21 protein-coding genes are annotated in these 21,196 nt (G+C 41.0%); all 21 read left to right on the top strand.

All coding sequences use genetic code 11. From position 1 onward, the window contains the following. Nucleotides 1-6 precede the first annotated feature (6 nt). Nucleotides 7-1,173 carry a chorismate synthase gene (gene aroC / locus SPPN_RS06685; protein WP_001269877.1) on the top strand — a complete coding sequence of 389 codons (1,167 nt, stop codon included), beginning with the start codon at nucleotides 7-9 and terminating at the stop codon, nucleotides 1,171-1,173. Nucleotides 1,174-1,182: 9 nt separating this feature from the next. After that, the gene (locus tag SPPN_RS06680; RefSeq protein ID WP_001140489.1) at nucleotides 1,183-2,286 is read left to right on the top strand and encodes a prephenate dehydrogenase; all 1,104 of its coding nucleotides are present in this window, start codon (nucleotides 1,183-1,185) and stop codon (nucleotides 2,284-2,286) included. Nucleotides 2,287-2,296: 10 nt separating this feature from the next. After that, entirely contained in the window at nucleotides 2,297-2,446 is a 150-nt protein-coding gene (locus tag SPPN_RS13445; protein ID WP_001124152.1) for a hypothetical protein, read from the top strand. A gap of 156 nt (nucleotides 2,447-2,602) precedes the next feature. Further along, a complete protein-coding gene (locus tag SPPN_RS06675) occupies nucleotides 2,603-2,890 on the top strand; it encodes a hypothetical protein (RefSeq protein WP_000421417.1) in 288 nt (95 codons plus the stop codon). A gap of 53 nt (nucleotides 2,891-2,943) precedes the next feature. Further along, complete coding sequence (locus SPPN_RS06670) at nucleotides 2,944-3,282, top strand: YlbF/YmcA family competence regulator (RefSeq protein ID WP_000065969.1); 339 nt, start codon at nucleotides 2,944-2,946, stop codon at nucleotides 3,280-3,282. 90 nt (nucleotides 3,283-3,372) lie between these two features. Beyond that, nucleotides 3,373-4,656: a 3-phosphoshikimate 1-carboxyvinyltransferase gene (aroA, locus tag SPPN_RS06665; protein WP_000769893.1), complete on the top strand. Its 1,284-nt coding sequence runs from the start codon at nucleotides 3,373-3,375 to the stop codon at nucleotides 4,654-4,656. Then, on the top strand, nucleotides 4,649-5,125 hold the full coding sequence (locus SPPN_RS06660) for a shikimate kinase (RefSeq protein WP_001151365.1): 477 nt from the start codon (nucleotides 4,649-4,651) through the stop codon (nucleotides 5,123-5,125). The genes aroA and SPPN_RS06660 overlap by 8 nt, the downstream gene beginning before the upstream one ends. Then, nucleotides 5,122-5,970, top strand: coding sequence for a prephenate dehydratase (gene pheA / locus SPPN_RS06655; RefSeq protein ID WP_000686438.1), 849 nt, complete (start codon nucleotides 5,122-5,124; stop codon nucleotides 5,968-5,970). The genes SPPN_RS06660 and pheA overlap by 4 nt, the downstream gene beginning before the upstream one ends. Continuing rightward, nucleotides 5,967-7,241 (top strand): polyisoprenyl-teichoic acid--peptidoglycan teichoic acid transferase Psr, encoded by a 1,275-nt coding sequence (gene psr, locus SPPN_RS06650; RefSeq protein ID WP_000032344.1) that lies wholly within the window; start codon nucleotides 5,967-5,969, stop codon nucleotides 7,239-7,241. Before pheA ends, psr begins: the two co-directional genes overlap by 4 nt. 278 nt (nucleotides 7,242-7,519) lie before the next feature. Then, nucleotides 7,520-8,365 (top strand): LicD family protein, encoded by an 846-nt coding sequence (locus tag SPPN_RS06645; protein WP_001062000.1) that lies wholly within the window; start codon nucleotides 7,520-7,522, stop codon nucleotides 8,363-8,365. Then, complete coding sequence (locus SPPN_RS06640) at nucleotides 8,355-9,458, top strand: glycosyltransferase (protein WP_000225883.1); 1,104 nt, start codon at nucleotides 8,355-8,357, stop codon at nucleotides 9,456-9,458. Before SPPN_RS06645 ends, SPPN_RS06640 begins: the two co-directional genes overlap by 11 nt. Nucleotide 9,459: 1 nt before the next feature. After that, on the top strand, nucleotides 9,460-10,446 hold the full coding sequence (locus tag SPPN_RS06635; protein WP_000446983.1) for a glycosyltransferase family 2 protein: 987 nt from the start codon (nucleotides 9,460-9,462) through the stop codon (nucleotides 10,444-10,446). Nucleotides 10,447-10,461: 15 nt separating this feature from the next. Next, entirely contained in the window at nucleotides 10,462-11,931 is a 1,470-nt protein-coding gene (locus tag SPPN_RS06630; protein WP_000565083.1) for an O-antigen polysaccharide polymerase Wzy family protein, read from the top strand. Beyond that, nucleotides 11,924-12,958, top strand: coding sequence for a teichoic acid biosynthesis protein TarQ (gene tarQ / locus SPPN_RS06625; protein ID WP_000461510.1), 1,035 nt, complete (start codon nucleotides 11,924-11,926; stop codon nucleotides 12,956-12,958). The genes SPPN_RS06630 and tarQ overlap by 8 nt, the downstream gene beginning before the upstream one ends. Nucleotides 12,959-13,159: 201 nt before the next feature. Next, complete coding sequence (gene mecA / locus SPPN_RS06620; protein ID WP_000782675.1) at nucleotides 13,160-13,897, top strand: adaptor protein MecA; 738 nt, start codon at nucleotides 13,160-13,162, stop codon at nucleotides 13,895-13,897. Between the two features lie 152 nt (nucleotides 13,898-14,049). Continuing rightward, entirely contained in the window at nucleotides 14,050-15,336 is a 1,287-nt protein-coding gene (locus tag SPPN_RS06615) for a homoserine dehydrogenase (protein ID WP_000216345.1), read from the top strand. 1 nt (nucleotide 15,337) lies between these two features. Further along, nucleotides 15,338-16,207, top strand: coding sequence for a homoserine kinase (thrB, locus tag SPPN_RS06610; RefSeq protein ID WP_000692401.1), 870 nt, complete (start codon nucleotides 15,338-15,340; stop codon nucleotides 16,205-16,207). Between the two features lie 75 nt (nucleotides 16,208-16,282). Then, nucleotides 16,283-16,405: a hypothetical protein gene (locus SPPN_RS13210; RefSeq protein WP_014017284.1), complete on the top strand. Its 123-nt coding sequence runs from the start codon at nucleotides 16,283-16,285 to the stop codon at nucleotides 16,403-16,405. Between the two features lie 60 nt (nucleotides 16,406-16,465). Next, complete coding sequence (gene msrB / locus SPPN_RS06600; protein ID WP_000818203.1) at nucleotides 16,466-17,404, top strand: peptide-methionine (R)-S-oxide reductase MsrB; 939 nt, start codon at nucleotides 16,466-16,468, stop codon at nucleotides 17,402-17,404. Nucleotides 17,405-17,461: 57 nt separating this feature from the next. Beyond that, complete coding sequence (locus SPPN_RS06595; RefSeq protein ID WP_000681711.1) at nucleotides 17,462-19,186, top strand: ABC transporter ATP-binding protein; 1,725 nt, start codon at nucleotides 17,462-17,464, stop codon at nucleotides 19,184-19,186. A 1-nt stretch (nucleotide 19,187) separates the two neighbouring features. Next, nucleotides 19,188-20,936 (top strand): ABC transporter ATP-binding protein, encoded by a 1,749-nt coding sequence (locus tag SPPN_RS06590; protein ID WP_001254298.1) that lies wholly within the window; start codon nucleotides 19,188-19,190, stop codon nucleotides 20,934-20,936. The last annotated feature ends 260 nt before the right edge of the window (nucleotides 20,937-21,196 follow it).

Here is a 21,196-nt window from a genome sequence, read left to right as displayed (position 1 = left end):
GAGTGTATGAGATATTTAACTGCAGGAGAATCACACGGCCCCCGTCTGACAGCTATCATTGAGGGAATTCCAGCTGGGCTTCCTTTGACAGCTGAGGATATCAATGGCGACCTTAAACGCCGTCAGGGTGGCTACGGCCGCGGTGGTCGTATGAAAATTGAGAGCGACCAAGTTATCTTTACTTCGGGCGTTCGCCACGGGAAGACGACAGGGGCGCCTATTACCATGGATGTCGTCAATAAGGACCACCAGAAATGGCTGGACATCATGTCTGCAGAGGACATTGAAGACCGCCTTAAAAGCAAACGAAAAATCACCCATCCTCGTCCAGGTCACGCCGACTTGGTTGGGGGCATCAAGTACCGTTTTGATGATTTAAGAAATTCTTTGGAGCGTTCATCAGCTCGTGAAACCACCATGCGGGTAGCAGTGGGGGCAGTGGCCAAACGCCTCTTGGCTGAGCTGGGTATGGAGATTGCTAATCATGTCGTGGTTTTTGGTGGCAAGGAAATCGATGTTCCTGAGAATCTCACAGTTGCTGAGATTAAGAAACGAGCTGCCCAGTCTGACGTTTCTATTGTCAACCAAGAACGGGAACAGGAAATCAAGGATTACATTGACCAAATCAAACGTGACGGTGATACCATCGGTGGGGTTGTGGAGACAGTCGTTGGAGGTGTTCCAGTTGGTCTTGGTTCCTATGTCCAATGGGACAGAAAATTGGATGCAAGATTGGCCCAAGCAATTGTTTCTATCAATGCTTTTAAAGGGGTGGAATTTGGTCTTGGATTTGAAGCTGGTTATCGTAAAGGCAGCCAAGTCATGGATGAAATTCTCTGGTCTAAAGAAGACGGTTATACCCGCCGTACCAATAATCTAGGTGGCTTTGAAGGTGGTATGACTAATGGGCAACCCATCGTTGTTCGCGGCGTGATGAAGCCCATCCCTACTCTCTACAAACCACTTATGAGTGTGGATATCGAAACCCATGAACCCTACAAGGCAACAGTCGAAAGAAGTGATCCGACCGCTCTTCCAGCAGCAGGAGTGGTTATGGAAGCCGTTGTGGCAACGGTTCTGGCACAAGAAATCCTTGAAAAATTCTCATCAGACAATCTAGAGGAATTAAAAGAAGCGGTAGCCCAACACCGAGATTATACAAAGAACTATTAAGGAGTTCCTATGGCAAAAACAATCTATATCGCAGGTCTTGGTTTGATTGGAGCCTCTATGGCACTTGGTATCAAACGCGATCATCCAGATTATGAAATTTTAGGGTATAATCGCAGTCAAGCTTCGAGAGATATTGCCTTGAAAGAAGGCATGATTGACCGAGCAACGGATGATTTTGCCAGTTTTGCTCCTCTGGCTGATGTCATCATTTTGACCTTGCCAATCAAGCAGACCATTGCTTTTATACAGGAGTTGGCAGGTTTGAACTTGAAAGAAGGGGTCATTATTTCAGATGCTGGTTCGACCAAGTCAGCCATTGTGGATGCGGCGGAGCAGTATTTGGCTGGCAAGTCTGTTCGCTTTGTCGGGGCCCATCCCATGGCTGGTAGTCACAAGACAGGGGCAGCTTCTGCGGATGTCAATCTTTTTGAAAACGCCTATTATATCTTCACACCTTCGAGGCTGACAAGTCAGGACACGCTTAAGGAAATGAAGGATCTGCTTTCAGGTCTTCATGCTCGTTTTATCGAGATTGATGCCCAGGAGCATGATTGTGTGACTTCTCAGATTAGCCATTTCCCTCATATTCTGGCTTCTAGTCTCATGGAGCAGACTGCGGTCTATGCTCAAGAACATGAGATGGTAAGGCGCTTTGCGGCCGGTGGTTTTCGAGATATGACCCGAATTGCGGAAAGCGAGCCGGGTATGTGGACCTCTATTCTCTTGTCCAATCGTGAGACTATTCTAGACCGAATTGAGGATTTTAAGGAACGTTTGGAAGCGATTGGTCAGGCCATTAGTAAGGGGGATGAAGAGCAAATTTGGAATTTTTTTAACCAAGCGCGTGAACAACGCCAGACCATGGAAATCCATAAGCGTGGTGGTGTGGATAGCTCTTACGACCTCTATGTTGACGTTCCTGATGAAGAAGATGTCATCCTGCGGATTTTGGAACTGCTACGTGGAACTTCCTTGGTTAACATCCACATCAACGAGGAAAATCGTGAAGATATTCACGGAATCCTACAAATTTCATTTAAAAATGCTCAAGACTTGGAAAGAGCCGAGCATCTCATAACAGAAAATACCGACCACACAGTCGTCATCAAATAAGGAGAAAAATATGCCTAAAATAGAGCTTAAATTCATATTTGGTGTTATCTTTATTTCTTTTATCTTACTTAGAGCTTACGCTGTTAAAAAAGATGTGAAAACTACTTCAGAAGCCAGTGTTGAGACAAAAAATGAACCATCCAACAAGGAAATAAGTTAAGAGAAAACCAATTCAAAGTATGTAGACGATAGAATTATTAATGAGTTTATCAATAGCTATAATCAAAATTCTAATAGCCCATTAGAAAATATCAAAAAAGGAAATATAAAAATAAAATATAAAAGTAAATATTTCGCATCAAGCTACGGATACTACTTGGAGCTTTTACATGCAAATGATACTGATAAAATCAATGTAACAATAAATCAGACAAATGAAAATAGTGAATCTGGTGTTGCAGGAATGAAAGAAGTATTTCATGATATTGTTAAATCGATTGAATCATCCTTATCTGATGATGAGATAGAGAACTATTTTGATAATCTTATGTCAAATGAAATAAAAACAGGTTCTAATTTAGGAACTTTGAAGATAGAGTATATACCAGATAAGGAATTAAGCAATGGACATTCAAGAGGTCATATAAAAGTGATTGCACAATAATAAAGACCACAGAGTGACTAGTAATTTAAAAAGAAATGAATAAGGAGAAAATCATGTCAAATATTTACGATAGTGCAAACGAACTCAGTCGCGGTCTACGCGAATTACCAGAATACAAGGCTGTTAAAGCAGCTAAAGATGCGATTGCAGCAGATGCTGAGGCAAGTAAAATCTTTACAGAATATGTTGCCTTCCAAGAAGAAATTCAAAGACTAGCCCAGACAGGGCAAATGCCAGACGCATCCTTCCAAGCGAAAATGGAAGGCTTTGGTAAACAGATTCAAGGGAACAGCCTCTTGTCAGAATTCTTTACCAAGCAACAACAATTGGCCATTTACCTTTCTGACATTGAAAAAATTGTTTTCGAACCAGTTTCAGAATTGCTAAAATAAGAAAAGAACTATCCTAAAGTCAGAATTTTTAAGGAATTTCTGGCTTTTTATGATAAAATAGGTAAAAGTATTGCAAGTATGAGGTCCAGTATGAAACTAAAAACAAACATTCGCCACTTACATGGCAGTATCCGCGTTCCAGGTGACAAGTCTATCAGCCACCGTTCCATTATCTTTGGAAGTTTGGCTGAGGGTGAGACCAAGGTTTATGATATTCTGCGAGGTGAAGACGTTCTTTCGACCATGCAGGTTTTTCGTGACCTTGGTGTTGAAATTGAGGACAAAGATGGGGTTATTACCATTCAAGGTGTGGGTATGGAAGGCTTAAAAGCTCCGCAAAATGCCCTTGATATGGGAAATTCTGGTACCTCGATTCGCCTGATTTCAGGTGTCCTTGCAGGTGCAGATTTTGAAGTAGAAATGTTTGGAGACGACAGTCTTTCCAAACGTCCTATGGATCGTGTGACGATTCCTCTGAAAAAAATGGGCGTTAGCATTTCGGGACAAACTGAGCGAGACCTGCCTCCTCTTCACTTAAAAGGGACGAAAACCCTAAGACCTATTCAGTATGAGTTGCCAATTGCCTCTGCCCAAGTCAAGTCAGCCTTGATCTTTGCGGCCTTGCAGGCTCAGGGGGAGTCAGTGATTATCGAAAAAGAGTGCACCCGTAATCATACTGAAGATATGTTGCAACAATTTGGTGGCCATTTAAGTGTGGAGGGCAAGAAAATCACAGTCCAAGGGCCACAAAAATTGACAGGGCAGAAGGTGGTCGTACCAGGAGATATTTCCAGTGCAGCCTTTTGGTTAGTCGCAGGTTTGATTGTTCCAAACTCTCGTCTAGTGCTGCAGAATGTGGGTATCAACGAAACGCGCACCGGTATTATTGATGTCATTCGCGCCATGGGTGGAAAATTGGAAATGACTGAAATTGACCCAGTCGCTAAATCTGCTACCTTGACTGTTGAGTCTTCAGACTTGAAAGGAACAGAGATTGGCGGTGCCTTGATTCCACGTTTGATTGATGAATTGCCCATTATCGCTCTACTTGCGACCCAAGCCCAAGGTGTAACAGTTATCAAGGATGCTGAGGAACTTAAGGTCAAGGAAACAGACCGCATTCAGGTGGTGGCAGACGCCCTGAATAGTATGGGAGCAGATATCACACCTACAGCAGATGGAATGATTATCAAAGGAAAATCCGCTCTTTACGGTGCTAGAGTCAATACGTTTGGAGACCACCGAATTGGCATGATGACAGCCATCGCAGCTCTCTTGGTTGCAGATGGAGAAGTGGAACTTGATCGGGCAGAAGCCATCAATACCAGCTATCCTAGCTTCTTTGATGATTTGGAGAACTTGACTCATGGCTAAGGTGTTACTAGGCTTTATGGGTGCTGGCAAATCGACTATTGCAAGAGGTTTAGACCCAGACTACCTTGATATGGATGCTCTGATAGAGAAGCGTTTAGGTATGTCCATTGCGGAATTTTTCGCGGAAAAGGGCGAAGCGGCCTTTCGTCAGGTAGAGTCAGAAGTCCTAGCTAATTTACTACAAACAGACCAAGTCGTGTCAACTGGAGGAGGAGTGGTTATTTCTCAGAGAAATCGTGACTTACTCAAGACTAATACAGATAACATCTACCTGAAAGCAGATTTTGAAACCCTCTACCAACGTATCGCAGCTGATAAGGATAATCAGCGCCCGCTTTTTCTAAATAATAGCAAGGAAGAACTTGCAGCTATTTTCCAAGAAAGACAGGTTTGGTATGAGGAAGTGGCTAGTCGGATTTTGGATGTGACCAAGCTAAGTCCGGAGGAAATTATAGAGGAACTAAGATGAAAATTGCTTATCTAGGTCCCAAGGGATCATTTTCACACCATGTTGTGCAGACAGCTTTTCCTAATGAGGAATTGCAGGCTTTTGCCAACATTACAGATGTCATCAAGGCTTATGAGCAAGGATTAGTGGACTATTCTGTGGTGCCAGTTGAAAACTCTATTGAGGGTAGTGTTCATGAAACCTTGGACTATCTTTTTCATCAGGCTCACATCCAAGCAGTAGCAGAAATCGTTCAGCCTATTCATCAGCAGTTGATGGTGGTTCCAGGCCATACTAAGATTGAAAAGATTTTTTCACATCCACAGGCCTTGGCTCAAGGAAAGAAATTCATCGATGAACAATATCCAGAGGCTCAAATCGAGGTAACAGCTAGTACAGCTTATGCGGCCCGTTTTATTTCCGAACATCCAGACCAGCCCTTTGCAGCAGTTGCACCTAGAAGTTCTGCTGAAGAATATGGATTGGAACTGATTGCCGAGGATATTCAGGAAATGGAAGCCAATTTCACACGTTTCTGGGTTCTAGGAGCTGAAAAGCCTTCTATTCCCTTGCAAGCACAAACTGAAAAGATGAGTTTGGCCTTGACATTACCTGACAACCTTCCAGGTGCACTTTATAAGGCCCTGTCGACCTTTGCTTGGCGAGGAATTGACTTGACAAAAATTGAAAGTCGTCCACTCAAGACAGCACTGGGTGAATACTTTTTCATTATCGATGTGGATTATACCGATAAGGACTTGGTCCACTTTTCCCAAAAAGAATTAGAAGCGATTGGAATCCAGTATAAAATTCTGGGTGCCTATCCTATTTATCCAATATCAGACCATGGAAAGGAGAGAAGATGAGTAAAGAAAATCCCTTAAGTCATCATGAGCAGTTGCGTTATGATTATTTGCTAAAAAATATTCATTATCTCAATGAGAGAGAAAAAAATGAGTTTGCCTATTTGCAAGAAAAGCTAACTCTTGCTAGGGGAAATAGTAGCTCTAGCTTGGAACAAGAAAGAGAAGAGCAGGTTGACTTACCAAGCTATGCGAACCGGAGTCGCTCACAATCCAAATCACAAGCACTCTCTTTCCCTCCAAAAAAGAAAAGACGGAAGCTCCGTCTTAAACGAATTTTTATGGTGATTTTTTCACTTTTGGTCTGTGTGGCTTTGGCCATGGTATTCATGTTTTTGCGTGGTTACCAAGATGCTAGCGCAAAGAAAACTGCTGATGCTAAGGCAGCACAGGTTCAAGTCTTTAATGGTCAGGACACTAGAGATGGAGTTAATATTTTGATTATGGGGACAGACGGTCGAATCGGTCAAAATAGTGTTGAGACACGAACTGACTCTATTATGGTATTAAATGTCGGGGGCTCAGATAAGAAAATGAAGCTAGTCAGTTTCATGCGTGATAATTTGGTCTATATAGATGGTTATAGTCAAGTGATTAATGGTAGAAAACAGACAGATAACAAGTTAAACGTAGCCTACGAGTTAGGAGAACAAGAGGGGCAAAAAGGGGCAGAAATGGTTCGCCAAGTCTTGAAAGATAATTTTGACTTGGACATTAAGTACTACGCCTTGGTTGATTTCCAGGCCTTTGCCACAGCGATTGACACGCTTTTCCCTGATGGGGTGACGATTGATGCTCAATTTTCAACATTGAATGGGCGTCCCCTAACAGAAGCTACAGTCGGAGATGATTTATATGCTACCGAGACTGAGTCTCCAACCCAAACCATTAAAGTCGGAAAACAGCAGATGAATGGCTCGACCCTGCTCAATTATGCTCGTTTCCGTGATGATGATGAGGCGGATTACGGCCGTACAAAAAGACAGCAACAAGTTTTAACAGCAATTTTAGAGCAAATTAAAGATCCCACTAAACTTTTCACTGGTTCTGAAGCTCTTGGAAAGGTTTTTGCTATGACCTCAACCAACGTACCCTATACTTTCCTCCTAACAAACGGTTTATCTGTTTTGGATGGAGCAAAAAATGGTATTGAAAAATTGACGATTCCAGAACTGGGTGACTGGGTAGATGCCTATGATGTTTATGGAGGCTTGGGCTTGCTGGTTGATCAAAACAAATATCAAACCAAGCTCGCTCAAATGGGCTTGAGATAAGATAATACTCAATGAAAATTAAAGTGCAAACTAGGAAGCTAGCCGCAGGCTGCTAAAAACACAGTTTTGAGGTTGTAGATAAGACTGACGAAGTCAGTTACCTATACCTACGGCAAGGTGAAGCTGACGTGGTTTGAAGAGATTTTCGAAGAGTATAAGACAGAAAAATCAAAGTTTGATAGCTATTTGGATAGCAGTCAGGCTTTGATTTTTTACAGTCTGCAATAGATTTTCACCCCTTGTTTGTGGTATAATGAAACGATACGATAGAAAGAATAATGAACAATATGACTGATTTAAAAGCAATTCAGGCTCGTAGTCTGGAGATGGCTGAATATTTTGTGGCCTTTTGTAAAGAACATGATTTGCTCTGTTATCTCTGTGGCGGAGGCGCTATTGGTACCCTTCGAAACAAGGGATTTATTCCTTGGGACGACGACCTAGACTTTTTTATGCCTCGTAAAGATTATGAGAAATTAGCAGAATTATGGCCTCGTTATGCAGATGAACGTTATTTCTTGTCAAAGAGTCACAAGGATTTTGTCGACCGTAATCTTTTTATTACCATTCGTGACAAGGAAACGACCTGCATTAAACCTTACCAGCAGGATTTGAATTTGCCACATGGTTTGGCCTTGGACGTTTTGCCTCTGGATTATTATCCGAAAGATCCAGCTGAGCGGAAAAAACAGGTTCGCTGGGCCTTGATTTATTCACTCTTTTGTGCCCAAACTATTCCAGAAAAGCATGGTGCTCTCATGAAATGGGGAAGTTGCATTTTACTGGGTTTGACTCCAAAATCTCTCCGTTATCGCATCTGGAAAAAAGCTGAGAAAGAAATGACTAAGTATGATTTGGCTGATTGTGATGGCATTACAGAATTATGCTCAGGTCCTGGCTACATGAGAAATAAGTACCCAATCGCATCTTTTGAAGACAATCTTTTCTTACCATTTGAAGGGACAGAGATGCCTATTCCAGTTGGCTACGATGCCTATCTCAGCACTGCTTTTGGAGATTATATGACGCCACCACCAGCAAATAAGCAAGTACCGCATCATGATGCTGTCATCGCTGATATGGATAAGTCTTATACAGAATACAAGGGAGAATATGGTGGCTAAGAAAAAAATCTTATTTTTTATGTGGTCTTTTTCTCTCGGGGGTGGAGCAGAGAAGATTCTATCAACCATTGTTTCAAATCTGGATCCAGAAAAGTATGATATTGATATTCTTGAAATGGAGCACTTTGACAAGGGATACGAATCTGTTCCCAAGCATGTAGGCATTTTAAAATCCCTTCAAGATTATCGCCAAGCTAGATGGTTACGAGCTTTTTTGTGGAGAATGAGAATTTATTTTCCAAGGCTGACTCGTCGCTTGCTTGTAAAAGATGACTATGATGTTGAAGTTTCTTTTACCATTATGAATCCACCACTGTTGTTTTCTAAAAGAAAAGAAGTCAAGAAAATCTCTTGGATTCATGGAAGTATCGAAGAACTTCTTAAGGATAGCTCTAAAAGAGAATCACATAGAAGCCAGTTGGATGCTGCGAATACAATTGTAGGGATTTCAAAAAAGACCAGCAATTCTATCAAGGAAGTTTATCCAGATTATGCTTCTAAATTACAGACAATCTACAATGGATATGATTTTCAGACTATTCTAGAAAAATCTCAAGAGAAGATCGATATCGAGATTGCTCCTCAAAGTATCTGTACTATCGGACGGATTGAGGAAAATAAGGGTTCTGACCGTGTAGTGGAAGTGATACGATTATTACACCAAGAGGGAAAAAACTATCATCTCTATTTTATCGGGGCTGGTGATATGGAAGAGGAACTGAAAAAACGAGTCAAAGAGTATGGGATTGAGGACTATGTACATTTCCTTGGTTATCAAAAAAATCCTTATCAGTATCTATCTCAGACGAAAGTTCTCTTGTCTATGTCTAAACAAGAAGGTTTTCCTGGAGTGTATGTGGAGGCCTTGAGTCTGGGACTCCCTTTTATCTCTACGGACGTTGGAGGGGCTGAGGAATTATCCCAAGAAGGACGATTTGGACAAATCATTGAGAGCAATCAAGAGGCAGCTCAGGCGATTACTAATTACATGACTTCTGCCTCAAACTTTGATGTCGATGAGGCTAGCCAATTCATTCAACAATTTACAATTACAAAACAAATCGAACAAGTAGAAAAACTATTAGAGGAGTAGCATGGAAACTGCATTAATTAGTGTCATTGTGCCAGTCTATAATGTGGCGCAGTACCTAGAAAAATCGATAGCTTCCATTCAGAAGCAGACCTATCAAAATCTGGAAATTATTCTTGTTGATGATGGTGCAACAGATGAGAGTGGTCGCTTGTGTGATTCAATCGCTGAACAAGATGACAGGGTGTCAGTGCTTCATAAAAAGAACGAAGGATTGTCGCAAGCACGAAATGATGGAATGAAGCAGGCTCACGGAGATTATCTGATTTTTATTGACTCAGATGATTATATCCATCCAGAAATGATTCAGAGCTTATATGAGCAATTAGTTCAAGAAGATGCGGATGTTTCGAGCTGTGGTGTCATGAATGTCTATGCTAATGATGAAAGCCCACAGTCAGCCAATCAGGATGAGTATTTTGTCTGTGATTCTCAAACATTTCTAAAGGAATACCTCATAGGTGAAAAAATACCAGGAACGATTTGCAATAAGCTAATCAAGAGAGAGATTGCAACTGCCCTATCCTTTCCAAAGGGATTGATTTACGAAGATGCCTATTACCATTTTGATTTAATCAAATTGGCCAATAAGTATGTAGTTAATACTAAACCCTATTATTACTATTTCCATAGAGGGGATAGTATTACGACTAAACCCTATGCAGAGAAGGATTTAGCCTATATTGATATCTATCAAAAGTTTTATAATGAAGTTGTGAAAAACTATCCTAACTTGAAAGAGGTCGCTTTTTTCAGATTGGCCTATGCCCATTTCTTTATTCTGGATAAGATGTTGCTAGATGATCAGTATAAACAGTTTGAAGCCTATTCTCAGATTCATCGTTTTTTAAAAGGCCATGCCTTTGCTATTGCTAGGAATCCAATTTTCCGTAAGGGGAGAAGAATTAGTGCCTTGGCTTTATTCATAAACATTTCCTTATACCGATTCTTATTACTGAAAAATATTGAAAAATCTAAAAAATTACATTAGAACGGGGGTGAGCAAGTGATTGATGGAAAACGATTATTATTTAGTTTGACCATAGTCAGTTATGCCTTGACGCTAGTAAGTGGAATTGTGTATCTGTTTAATAATAACAATGTTAGCTTGCTTTCTACTTTATTGTTCTTACTGGTTAGTAGCTTAATTGCCTGCTGGAATGACATCAAGTATTACTTAATCCATTTTATTTTCTATTTAACCATTTTTGTCTTTCTGGTATCAAGACCGACCATTGATTATTTTAGGGATGGCGCTCTGGATACCTATCATCCCATAGCCTATCGTTTTGCCTTTATAGTTGTCATGGTTTCGATTCTGGGCTTGACGACAGGAGGCATCTTGGCTCGTTATTTCATAGCTAGGAAGAAAATAAAAGTAGCAAATATAGGAAATTCTCTAAAAGAGGTTTATATCAAGCGGTTACGCTTTGTTTCGCTAGGAGTTTTTCTTCTCACCTATCCTTTCTATTTCATTCGGTTATTCGAACGGCTCCTGTATCGCTTGCAGACTTCCTACTATGCCTACTATGCAAATTTTGAAAGTAAACTGCCTTATTTTACCTACATTTTGTCTACCTTTACGGTCTATGCAATGTGTATGTATCTGGCAACCAAGCCAAAGAAATTGCAGGCCACAGCAGTGCTTGTCTCCTTTATTGCAGCTAATACCATTCATTTGGCAATCGGGACACGAAATCCCTTTATTTTAAGTATTCTATTTGCTTTTGTTTATTACTTTATGCGGGAGCAAACTGAAAAAGGAAAATGGATTGGGTTTAAAGAAAAGTTAGCGATTTTTGTAGGTTCTCCTATTCTCATGTTAGCGATGGGAGTGCTCAATTATGTACGGGATAATGTCCAAGTTTCCCATACAGGTTTCTGGGATATCTTACTTGACTTTATCTATAAACAAGGAACTAGTTTTGGTGTCTTGGCTCGAGGTTTTCTATTTAACAGTAGCCTCCCTTACCGAGATTTCCGTAATTTTACTTTTGGTCCTGTTCTTGATTATTTTGCAAGGGGAAGTTTGGGGGCTATTTTCGGAGGAAAAGCCTTTGAACATACAACCAATAGTGTGGAACTAGCTATTGATAGTAATAGTTATGCTCACAATTTATCCTATCTTGTTTTGAACAAGGAATATTTGAAAGGACATGGTATCGGAAGTAGTTATATCATGGAGTTGTATACAGACTATGGTATGATAGGAGTCTTTCTACTTAGTCTCTTACTCGGTATGTTATTCATAGCCATGCTGCAAGTAGCCTATCGCTCTAGAACAATCCTATTTGCCTTGTCCTTACTCATCTTGAATAATCTATTCTTTATGCCTAGAAGTAGCTTTTCAGAAAGTTTCTTCAATTTATTTACAATGCAATTCTGGGGAATTATTCTTGTGATGGTATTTGTAGCAAAAATGCTTACAAAAGAGAACCAGTATCTACTCAACAAAGGAGAAAAAAATCATGTTTGAACATTATTCAGTAGCTGATTTGTTTGCAAATCTTTATAAAAAACGAAAAGTAAATATTTTAGCTCTCATCGTTTTATTTGCTCTCATTGCTGTACCATTTACAATTAAAGCAGTTAGGAATAAAAACACTGTCAAAGATACAACAAGTTATTCAACTTATCTTAGCTATAAAATCACTCCTCCAGAAGACTCAGCTAAAACAATTTTGAATCATCAAATTGGTGGTTATAGTGATTTTTATGGGAAATTGATTGATGGTAATTTGAATGGAGCTTATCTTTTCAATGATGTAGAACCCAGTGAGTTGAAAAAAATTGCCAGTGAATTAGACACGACAGAGACAACCTTGAAAAATTCAACGAATGATTATTGGTGGAAAAAATTGACCGTCTACTATATGATTGACGATGCAGGGGTTGGTGTGAAAATTTTGACATCAAGTAAAGATGCTAATGATTTGTTAGAGCGAAAAATTGATGGATTGATTGAGAAATTTAAACACACTTTTGCAAATGTAAAAATTGAAAAATTGGAAACCATCAACTCTAAAGAATTGAATGCAAACGGTGAGACAGCGCTTGGATTGAATGTGAAGAATTTGATTCTCCGTTTAGCTGTTATTGGAGTAGTCTGTGTGATTTTGGTTGTGATGGGAAATGTATTGGTTTATCTCTTTAATCCAACAATCAATAGAGCAGGTGATTTTTCTCAGTATCAAATTGATTTTGTAACAGAGATTACAACAATTGCTAACCTAGCAGATGTCTTGTCATACAAAAATGCTGGACAAGAATTAACAATCGTTAGCTCAAATAAAGCTATCCTAGATAAATTGAAACAGAGTCAAGAGGCTTTAAAAGGAATGCATTTTGTAGATTTACAGGATGTATCATCTCTTTTGGAAAGAGATACAGTCCTTCTTGTTGAAGAGTACGGAGTGACTCGTTATAAGAAATTTGAACAAAGTCTTCAAATTTTTAGAAACTTAAATCGTTCTATCCTCGGTGTAGCAACCTTTAAACTATAAGCTTTCTGATGTATTAGGTCTTCAAAGTCGAACAAGAAGTTTGATTTTGAAGGCTTTTTCTATCTGTCTGCAGAAATTTTCTCTTGGAGTCTCCTATAGAAAGACCCTAGGGAAAATCTATCCGTATAGAGGAGCCTTCTTTTGATAAAATCGTAAAAATCTAGTATAATAGATAGAACTGAAAGTATGAGGTTACTAGCAATGAAAATGAAACAAATTAGTGATACAACTTTGAAAATCACGATGTCTTTAGAGGATTTGATGGATCGTGGCATGGAGATTGCTGACTTTCTTGTCCCTCAAGAAAAAACAGAAGAGTTTTTTTATGCTATCTTGGATGAGTTAGAGATGCCTGATAGCTTTCTAGATACAGGTATGTTGAGCTTCCGTGTGACTCCAAAACCTGATAAGGTTGATGTCTTTGTAACCAAATCAAAGATTGACCAAAATCTAGATTTTGAAGATTTATCGGATTTACCAGATATGGAAGAATTGGCTCAAATGTCGCCAGATGAGTTTATTAAAACCTTAGAAAAGAGCATCGCAGACAAAACTAAGGATGATATCGAAGCGATTCAATCTTTAGAGCAAGTCGAAGCCAAGGAAGAAGAGCAGGAGCAGGCTGAACAAGAAGCTGAGAGTAAGAAAGAACCTTACATCTACTACATCCTTTCTTTTGCTAAGTTGGCTGACTTGGTGGCTTTTGCTAAGACAGTGACTTTTGAGATGGAAACTTCTGAACTCTACAAGATGAATGAGCGCTATTATTTGACCATTTTAGTGGATATTGAAAATCATCCAAGTCCATATCCAGCTTGGCTGTTGGCCCGTATGCGCGAGTTTGCGGACGATAGTGATATCAGTCGTTCAGTCTTGCAGGAGTATGGCCAAGTCTTGATGAATCACGATGCAGTGACCAATCTGCAAAAGATTGGATAATCACTTCTGGAAAATTATTTCTAGATTTTAGGAAGAGCGAATCATCAGATTCGTTTTTTTCTTTTCTAGACTGAAATAGTGATTTACTATGATAGGAATTTTCACAAAATTCTGTTATAATGGCTATATTAGAAAATTTCGAGGAGATAAAGATGACAGTTAAAATTGCTTTACTAGGATTTGGTACCGTTGCAAGTGGTGTGCCTTTCCTCCTAAAGGAAAATGGAGAAAAAATCAATCAATCAGCACATTCAGAGATTGAAGTTGCTAAGGTATTGGTCAAGGATGAAGATGAAAAGAATCGCTTACTTGCAGCAGGGAATGACTTTAACTTTGTAACCAATGTGGATGATATTTTATCAGATCAAGACATTACAATCGTAGTGGAATTGATGGGGCGTATCGAACCTGCTAAAACCTTTATCACTCGTGCCTTGGAAGCTGGAAAACACGTTGTTACTGCTAACAAGGACCTTTTGGCTGTCCATGGCGCAGAATTGCTAGAAATCGCTAAAGCCCACAATGTAGCACTTTACTACGAAGCAGCAGTAGCTGGTGGGATTCCAATTCTTCGTACTTTAGCAAATTCCTTGGCTTCTGATAAAATTACGCGCGTGCTTGGAGTAGTCAACGGAACTTCCAACTTCATGATGACCAAGATGGTGGAAGAAGGCTGGTCTTACGATGATGCTCTTGCGGAAGCACAACGTCTAGGATTTGCAGAAAGCGATCCGACGAATGACGTAGATGGGATTGATGCAGCCTACAAGATGGTTATTTTGAGCCAATTTGCCTTTGGCATGAAGATTGCCTTTGATGATGTAGCCCACAAGGGAATCCGCAATATCACACCAGAAGACGTAGCTGTAGCTCAAGAGCTTGGTTACGTAGTGAAATTGGTTGGTTCTATTGAGGAAACTTCTTCAGGTATTGCTGCAGAAGTGACTCCAACCTTCCTACCTAAAGCGCACCCACTTGCTAGTGTGAATGGCGTAATGAACGCTGTCTTTGTAGAATCTATCGGTATTGGTGAGTCTATGTACTACGGACCAGGTGCGGGTCAAAAACCAACTGCAACAAGTGTTGTAGCTGATATTGTCCGTATCGTTCGTCGTTTGAATGATGGTACTATTGGCAAAGACTTCAACGAATATAGCCGTGACTTGGTCTTGGCAAATCCTGAAGATGTCAAAGCAAACTACTATTTCTCAATCTTGGCTCCAGACTCAAAAGGTCAGGTCTTGAAGTTGGCTGAAATCTTCAATGCTCAAGATATTTCCTTTAAGCAAATCCTTCAAGATGGCAAAGAGGGTGACAAGGCGCGTGTCGTTATCATCACACACAAGATTAATAAAGCCCAGCTTGAAAATGTCTCAGCTGAATTGAAGAAGGTTTCAGAATTCGACCTCTTGAATACCTTCAAGGTGCTAGGAGAATAAGATGAAGATTATTGTACCTGCAACCAGTGCCAATATCGGGCCAGGTTTTGACTCGGTCGGTGTAGCTGTAACCAAGTATCTTCAAATTGAGGTCTGCGAAGAAGGAGATGAGTGGTTGATTGAACACCAGATTGGCAAATGGATTCCACATGATGAGCGTAATCTCTTGCTCAAAATCGCTTTGCAAATTGTACCAGATTTGAAACCTAGACGCTTGAAAATGACCAGTGATGTTCCCTTGGCGCGTGGTTTGGGTTCTTCCAGCTCAGTTATTGTGGCTGGGATTGAACTAGCCAACCAATTGGGGAAACTCGACTTGTCTGATCATGAAAAATTGCAGTTAGCGACCAAGATTGAAGGACACCCTGATAATGTGGCTCCAGCCATTTATGGTAATCTCGTTATTGCAAGTTCTGTTGAAGGGCAAGTCTCTGCTATCGTAGCAGACTTTCCAGAGTGTGATTTTCTAGCTTACATTCCAAACTATGAATTACGTACTCGCGACAGCCGTAGTGTCTTGCCTAAAAAATTGTCTTATAAGGAAGCTGTTGCTGCAAGTTCTATCGCCAATGTAGCGGTTGCTGCCTTGTTGGCAGGAGACATGGTGACCGCTGGGCAAGCAATCGAGGGAGACCTCTTCCATGAGCGCTATCGTCAGGACTTGGTAAGAGAATTTGCGATGATTAAGCAAGTGACCAAAGAAAATGGGGCCTATGCAACCTACCTTTCTGGTGCTGGGCCGACAGTTATGGTTCTGGCTTCTCATGACAAGATGCCAAGGATTAAGGCAGAATTGGAAAAGCAACCTTTCAAAGGAAAACTGCATGACTTGAGAGTTGATACCCAAGGTGTCCGTGTAGAAGCAAAATAAAGAATAGAAGATAGGATGGGGAAACTCTTGACCAGAGGGTTTCATATCCTTTTTGTGAAAAGAAGTTTATACTCAATGAAAATCAAAGAGCAAACTAGGAAGCTAGCCGCAGGCTGCTCAAAACAGTGTTTTGAGGTTGTGGATAGAACTGACGAAGTTAGCTCAAAATACTGTTTTGAGGTTGCAGATGTGAGCTGACGTGGTTTGAAGAGATTTTCGAAGAGTATTAGTTAAAAACGTGATAAAGGAGAAATAAAGATGGCAGAAATTTATCTAGCAGGTGGTTGTTTTTGGGGCCTAGAGGAATATTTTTCACGCATTTCTGGAGTGCTAGAAACCAGTGTTGGCTACGCTAATGGTCAAGTCGAAACGACCAATTACCAGTTGATCAAGGAAACAGACCATGCAGAAACGGTCCAAGTGATTTACGATGAGAAGGAAGTGTCACTCAGAGAGATTTTACTTTATTATTTCCGAGTTATCGATCCTCTATCTATCAATCAACAAGGGAATGACCGTGGTCGCCAATATCGAACTGGGATTTATTATCAGGATGAAGCAGATTTGCCAGCTATCTACACAGTGGTACAGGAGCAGGAACGCATGCTGGGTCGAAAGATTGCAGTAGAAGTGGAGCAATTACGCCACTACATTCTGGCTGAAGACTACCACCAAGATTATCTCAGGAAGAATCCTTCAGGTTACTGTCATATCGATGTGACCGATGCTGATAAGCCATTGATTGATGCAGCAAACTATGAAAAGCCTAGCCAAGAAGTGTTAAAGGCCAGTCTATCTGAAGAGTCTTATCGTGTCACACAAGAAGCTGCTACAGAGGCTCCATTTACCAATGCCTATGACCAAACCTTTGAAGAGGGGATTTATGTAGATATTACGACGGGTGAGCCACTCTTTTTTGCCAAGGATAAGTTTGCTTCAGGTTGTGGTTGGCCAAGTTTTAGCCGTCCGATTTCCAAAGAGTTGATTCATTATTACAAGGATCTGAGCCATGGAATGGAGCGAATTGAAGTTCGTTCTCGTTCAGGCAGCGCTCACTTGGGTCATGTTTTCACAGATGGACCGCGGGAGTTAGGCGGCCTCCGTTACTGTATCAATTCTGCTTCTTTACGCTTTGTGGCCAAGGATGAGATGGAAAAAGCAGGATATGGCTATCTATTGCCTTACTTAAACAAATAAAACAGAGAGTGGGGCTTCCCACTTTCTTCATTTCTAGAATATGAATAGAAGGGATTTATGAAACACCTATTATCTTACTTCAAACCCTACATCAAGGAATCAATTTTAGCCCCCTTGTTCAAGCTGTTAGAAGCTGTTTTTGAGCTCTTGGTTCCCATGGTGATTGCTGGGATTGTTGACCAATCTTTACCTCAGGGAGATCAAGGTCATCTCTGGATGCAGATTGGCCTGCTCCTTATCTTTGCAGTAATTGGCGTTTTAGTGGCCTTGATAGCTCAATTTTACTCAGCAAAGGCAGCAGTAGGCTTTGCTAAGGAATTGACAAACGATCTTTATCGTCATATTCTTTCCTTGTCCAAGGACAGCAGAGACCGTCTGACAACTTCTAGTTTGGTCACTCGCTTGACTTCGGATACCTACCAGATTCAGACTGGTATCAATCAATTCCTGCGTCTCTTTTTGCGAGCGCCCATTATCGTTTTTGGTGCCATTTTTATGGCTTATCGAATCTCAGCTGAGTTGACTTTCTGGTTCTTAGTCATGGTTGCCATTTTGACCATTGTCATTGTAGGGTTATCTCGATTGGTCAATCCTCTCTACAGTAGTCTCAGAAAGAAAACGGACCAACTGGTTCAGGAAACGCGCCAGCAATTGCAAGGGATGCGGGTTATTCGTGCTTTTGGTCAAGAAAAACGAGAGTTACAGATTTTTCAAACCCTTAACCAAGTTTATGCTAGATTACAAGAAAAGACAGGTTTCTGGTCTAGTTTATTAACACCTCTGACCTATCTGATTGTCAATGGAACTCTTCTCGTTATTATCTGGCAAGGCTATATTTCAATTCAAGGAGGAGTGCTCAGTCAAGGTGCTCTTATTGCTCTTATCAATTACCTCTTACAGATTTTGGTGGAATTGGTCAAGCTAGCCATGCTGATCAATTCCCTCAACCAGTCCTACATCTCAGCTAAGCGAATCGAGGAAGTTTTTGCTGAGGCTCCAGAAGATATTCATTCAGAATTAGAACAAAAGCAAGCTAGCAGTGATCAGGTTTTACAAGTTCAAGAACTGACCTTTACCTATCCTGATGCGGCCCAGCCTTCTCTGAGAGACATTTCCTTTAATATGAAGCAAGGGCAAATCCTTGGTATCATCGGAGGAACTGGTTCTGGTAAATCAAGCTTGGTGCAAGTCTTACTTGGACTTTATCCAGCAGACAAGGGGAGTATAGACCTTTATCGAAATGGACGTAGTCCTCTTAATTTGGAGCAGTGGCGGTCTTGGATTGCCTATGTGCCCCAAAAAGTCGAACTCTTTAAGGGAACCATTCGTTCTAACTTGACTCTAGGTTTACATCAAGAAGTATCTGACCAGGAACTCTGGCAGGCCTTGGAGATTGCGCAAGCTAAGGATTTTGTTAGTGAAAAGGAAGGGCTCTTGGATGCCACTGTTGAGGCAGGAGGTCGAAATTTCTCAGGTGGACAAAAACAAAGGCTGTCTATTGCTCGCGCAGTCTTGCGCCAAGCTCCATTTCTCATCCTAGATGATGCGACCTCGGCCCTCGACACCATTACCGAGTCTAAGCTCTTGAAAGCTATCCGAGAAAATTTGCTAAATACGAGCTTAATCTTGATCTCTCAACGAACCTCGACTTTACAGATGGCTGACCAGATTCTCCTCTTAGAAAAAGGAGAGCTCCTAGCTATCGGCAAGCACGAGGACTTGATGAAATCTAGTCAAGTTTATCGCGAAATCAATGCATCCCAACATGGAAAGGAGGACTAGCATGAGACGACAAACTGCAAACCAGACGCTCACACGCTTGGCAAAAGATTTAGCAAGCAATCCCTTCCTCCTTTTCCTAGCCTTTCTAGGAACTATTACCCAGGTTGGCTTATCAATCTACCTACCTATCTTGATTGGGCAGGTCATCGACCAAGTCCTAGTGGCTGGTTCTTCACCAGTTTTTTGGCAGATTTTTCTCCAGATGATCTTGGTAGTTATAGGAAATACTCTGGTACAATGGGCCAATCCTCTTCTTTATAATCGCCTAATCTTCTCTTATACCAGAGACTTGCGAGAGCGAATCATCTATAAGCTCCATCGTTTACCGATTGCTTTTGTGGAGCGGCAAGGAAGTGGAGAGATGGTCAGTCGGGTAACCACGGACATCGAACAGTTAGCAGCTGGCTTGACCATGATTTTTAACCAATTTTTCATTGGTGTCTTGATGATTTTGGTTAGCATTCTAGCCATGCTGCAAATTCACCTCCTCATGACTCTCTTAGTCTTGCTGTTGACGCCACTTTCCATGGTGGTTTCACGCTTTATTGCCAAACGCTCCTATCATCTCTTCCAGAAGCAAACAGAGACAAGGGGAATTCAGACTCAGTTGATTGAAGAATCGCTTAGCCAGCAGACTATTATTCAATCTTTTAATGCTCAGGTAGAGTTTATCAAAAGACTGTGTGAGGCTAATGACAACTACGCAGGCTATTCGCAGTCGGCCATCTTTTATTCTTCAACGGTCAATCCTTCGACTCGCTTTGTCAATGCGCTCATTTATGCGATTCTAGCTGGAGTAGGAGCTTATCGTATCATGATGGGGTCAACCTTGACCATTGGGCGTTTAGTGACTTTTTTGAACTATGTCCAACAGTATACCAAGCCCTTTAACGATATTTCTTCAGTGCTAGCTGAGTTGCAAAGTGCTCTGGCTTGCGCAGAGCGCGTCTATGCTGTCTTAGAAAGTCCTGAGGTTGCTGAAACAGGCAAGGAAGTCTTGACCAGTGACCAAGTTAAGGGAGCTATTTCCTTTAAACATGTCTCTTTTGGTTACCATCCTGAAAAGATTTTGATTAAGGATTTATCTATTGATATTCCAGCTGGTAGCAAGGTAGCCATCGTTGGTCCGACAGGTGCAGGAAAATCAACCCTTATCAATCTTCTTATGCGTTTCTATCCTATTAACTCAGGAGATATCTTGCTGGATGGGCAATCCATTTATGATTATACCCTAGTATCATTGAGACAGCAGTTTGGCATGGTGCTCCAAGAAACCTGGCTCAAGCAAGGAACCATTCATGACAATATTGCTTTTGGAAATCCTGAAGCCAGTCGGGAGCAGGTGATTGCTGCTGCCAAAGCAGCCAATGCAGATTTTTTCATCCAACAGTTGCCACAGGGATACGATACCAAGTTAGAAAATGCAGGAGAATCTCTCTCTGTCGGTCAGACCCAGCTCTTGACTATAGCGCGAGTCTTTTTGGCTATTCCAAAGATTCTTATCTTAGACGAGGCAACTTCCTCCATCGATACACGGACAGAAGTGCTAGTACAGGATGCCTTTGCAAAACTCATGAAGGGGCGCACAAGCTTTATCATCGCCCACCGTTTGTCAACCATTCAGGATGCGGATTTGATTCTTGTCTTGGTAGATGGCGACATCGTGGAGCATGGCAATCATCAGGATCTCATGGCTAGAAAGGGTAAGTATTACCAAATGCAGCAAGCAGCAGCTTTTAGCTCTGAATAAGCCATTCTCTTTTGAAAGTTTATGGACGAAAAAAGTTGCCTTCGGGTGACTTTTTTGTTACAATAGCTAGAAAAATTGTTCACTGTAATACTCAATGAAAATCAAAGAGCAAACTAGGAAGCTAGCCGCAGGTTACTAAAAGCACTGCTTTAAGGTTGTAGATAAGCTCAAAACACTGTTTTGAGGTTGCAGATAGAACTGACGAAGTCAGCTCAAAACACTGTTTTGAGGTTGCAGATAGAACTGACGAAGTCAGCTCA

The sequence above is a fragment of the Streptococcus pseudopneumoniae IS7493 genome (assembly GCF_000221985.1).
Taxonomy (GTDB): domain Bacteria; phylum Bacillota; class Bacilli; order Lactobacillales; family Streptococcaceae; genus Streptococcus; species Streptococcus pseudopneumoniae.
The sequence above is the reverse complement of the archived record's forward strand: the minus strand, read 5'-3'. Positions and strand labels throughout refer to the sequence as shown.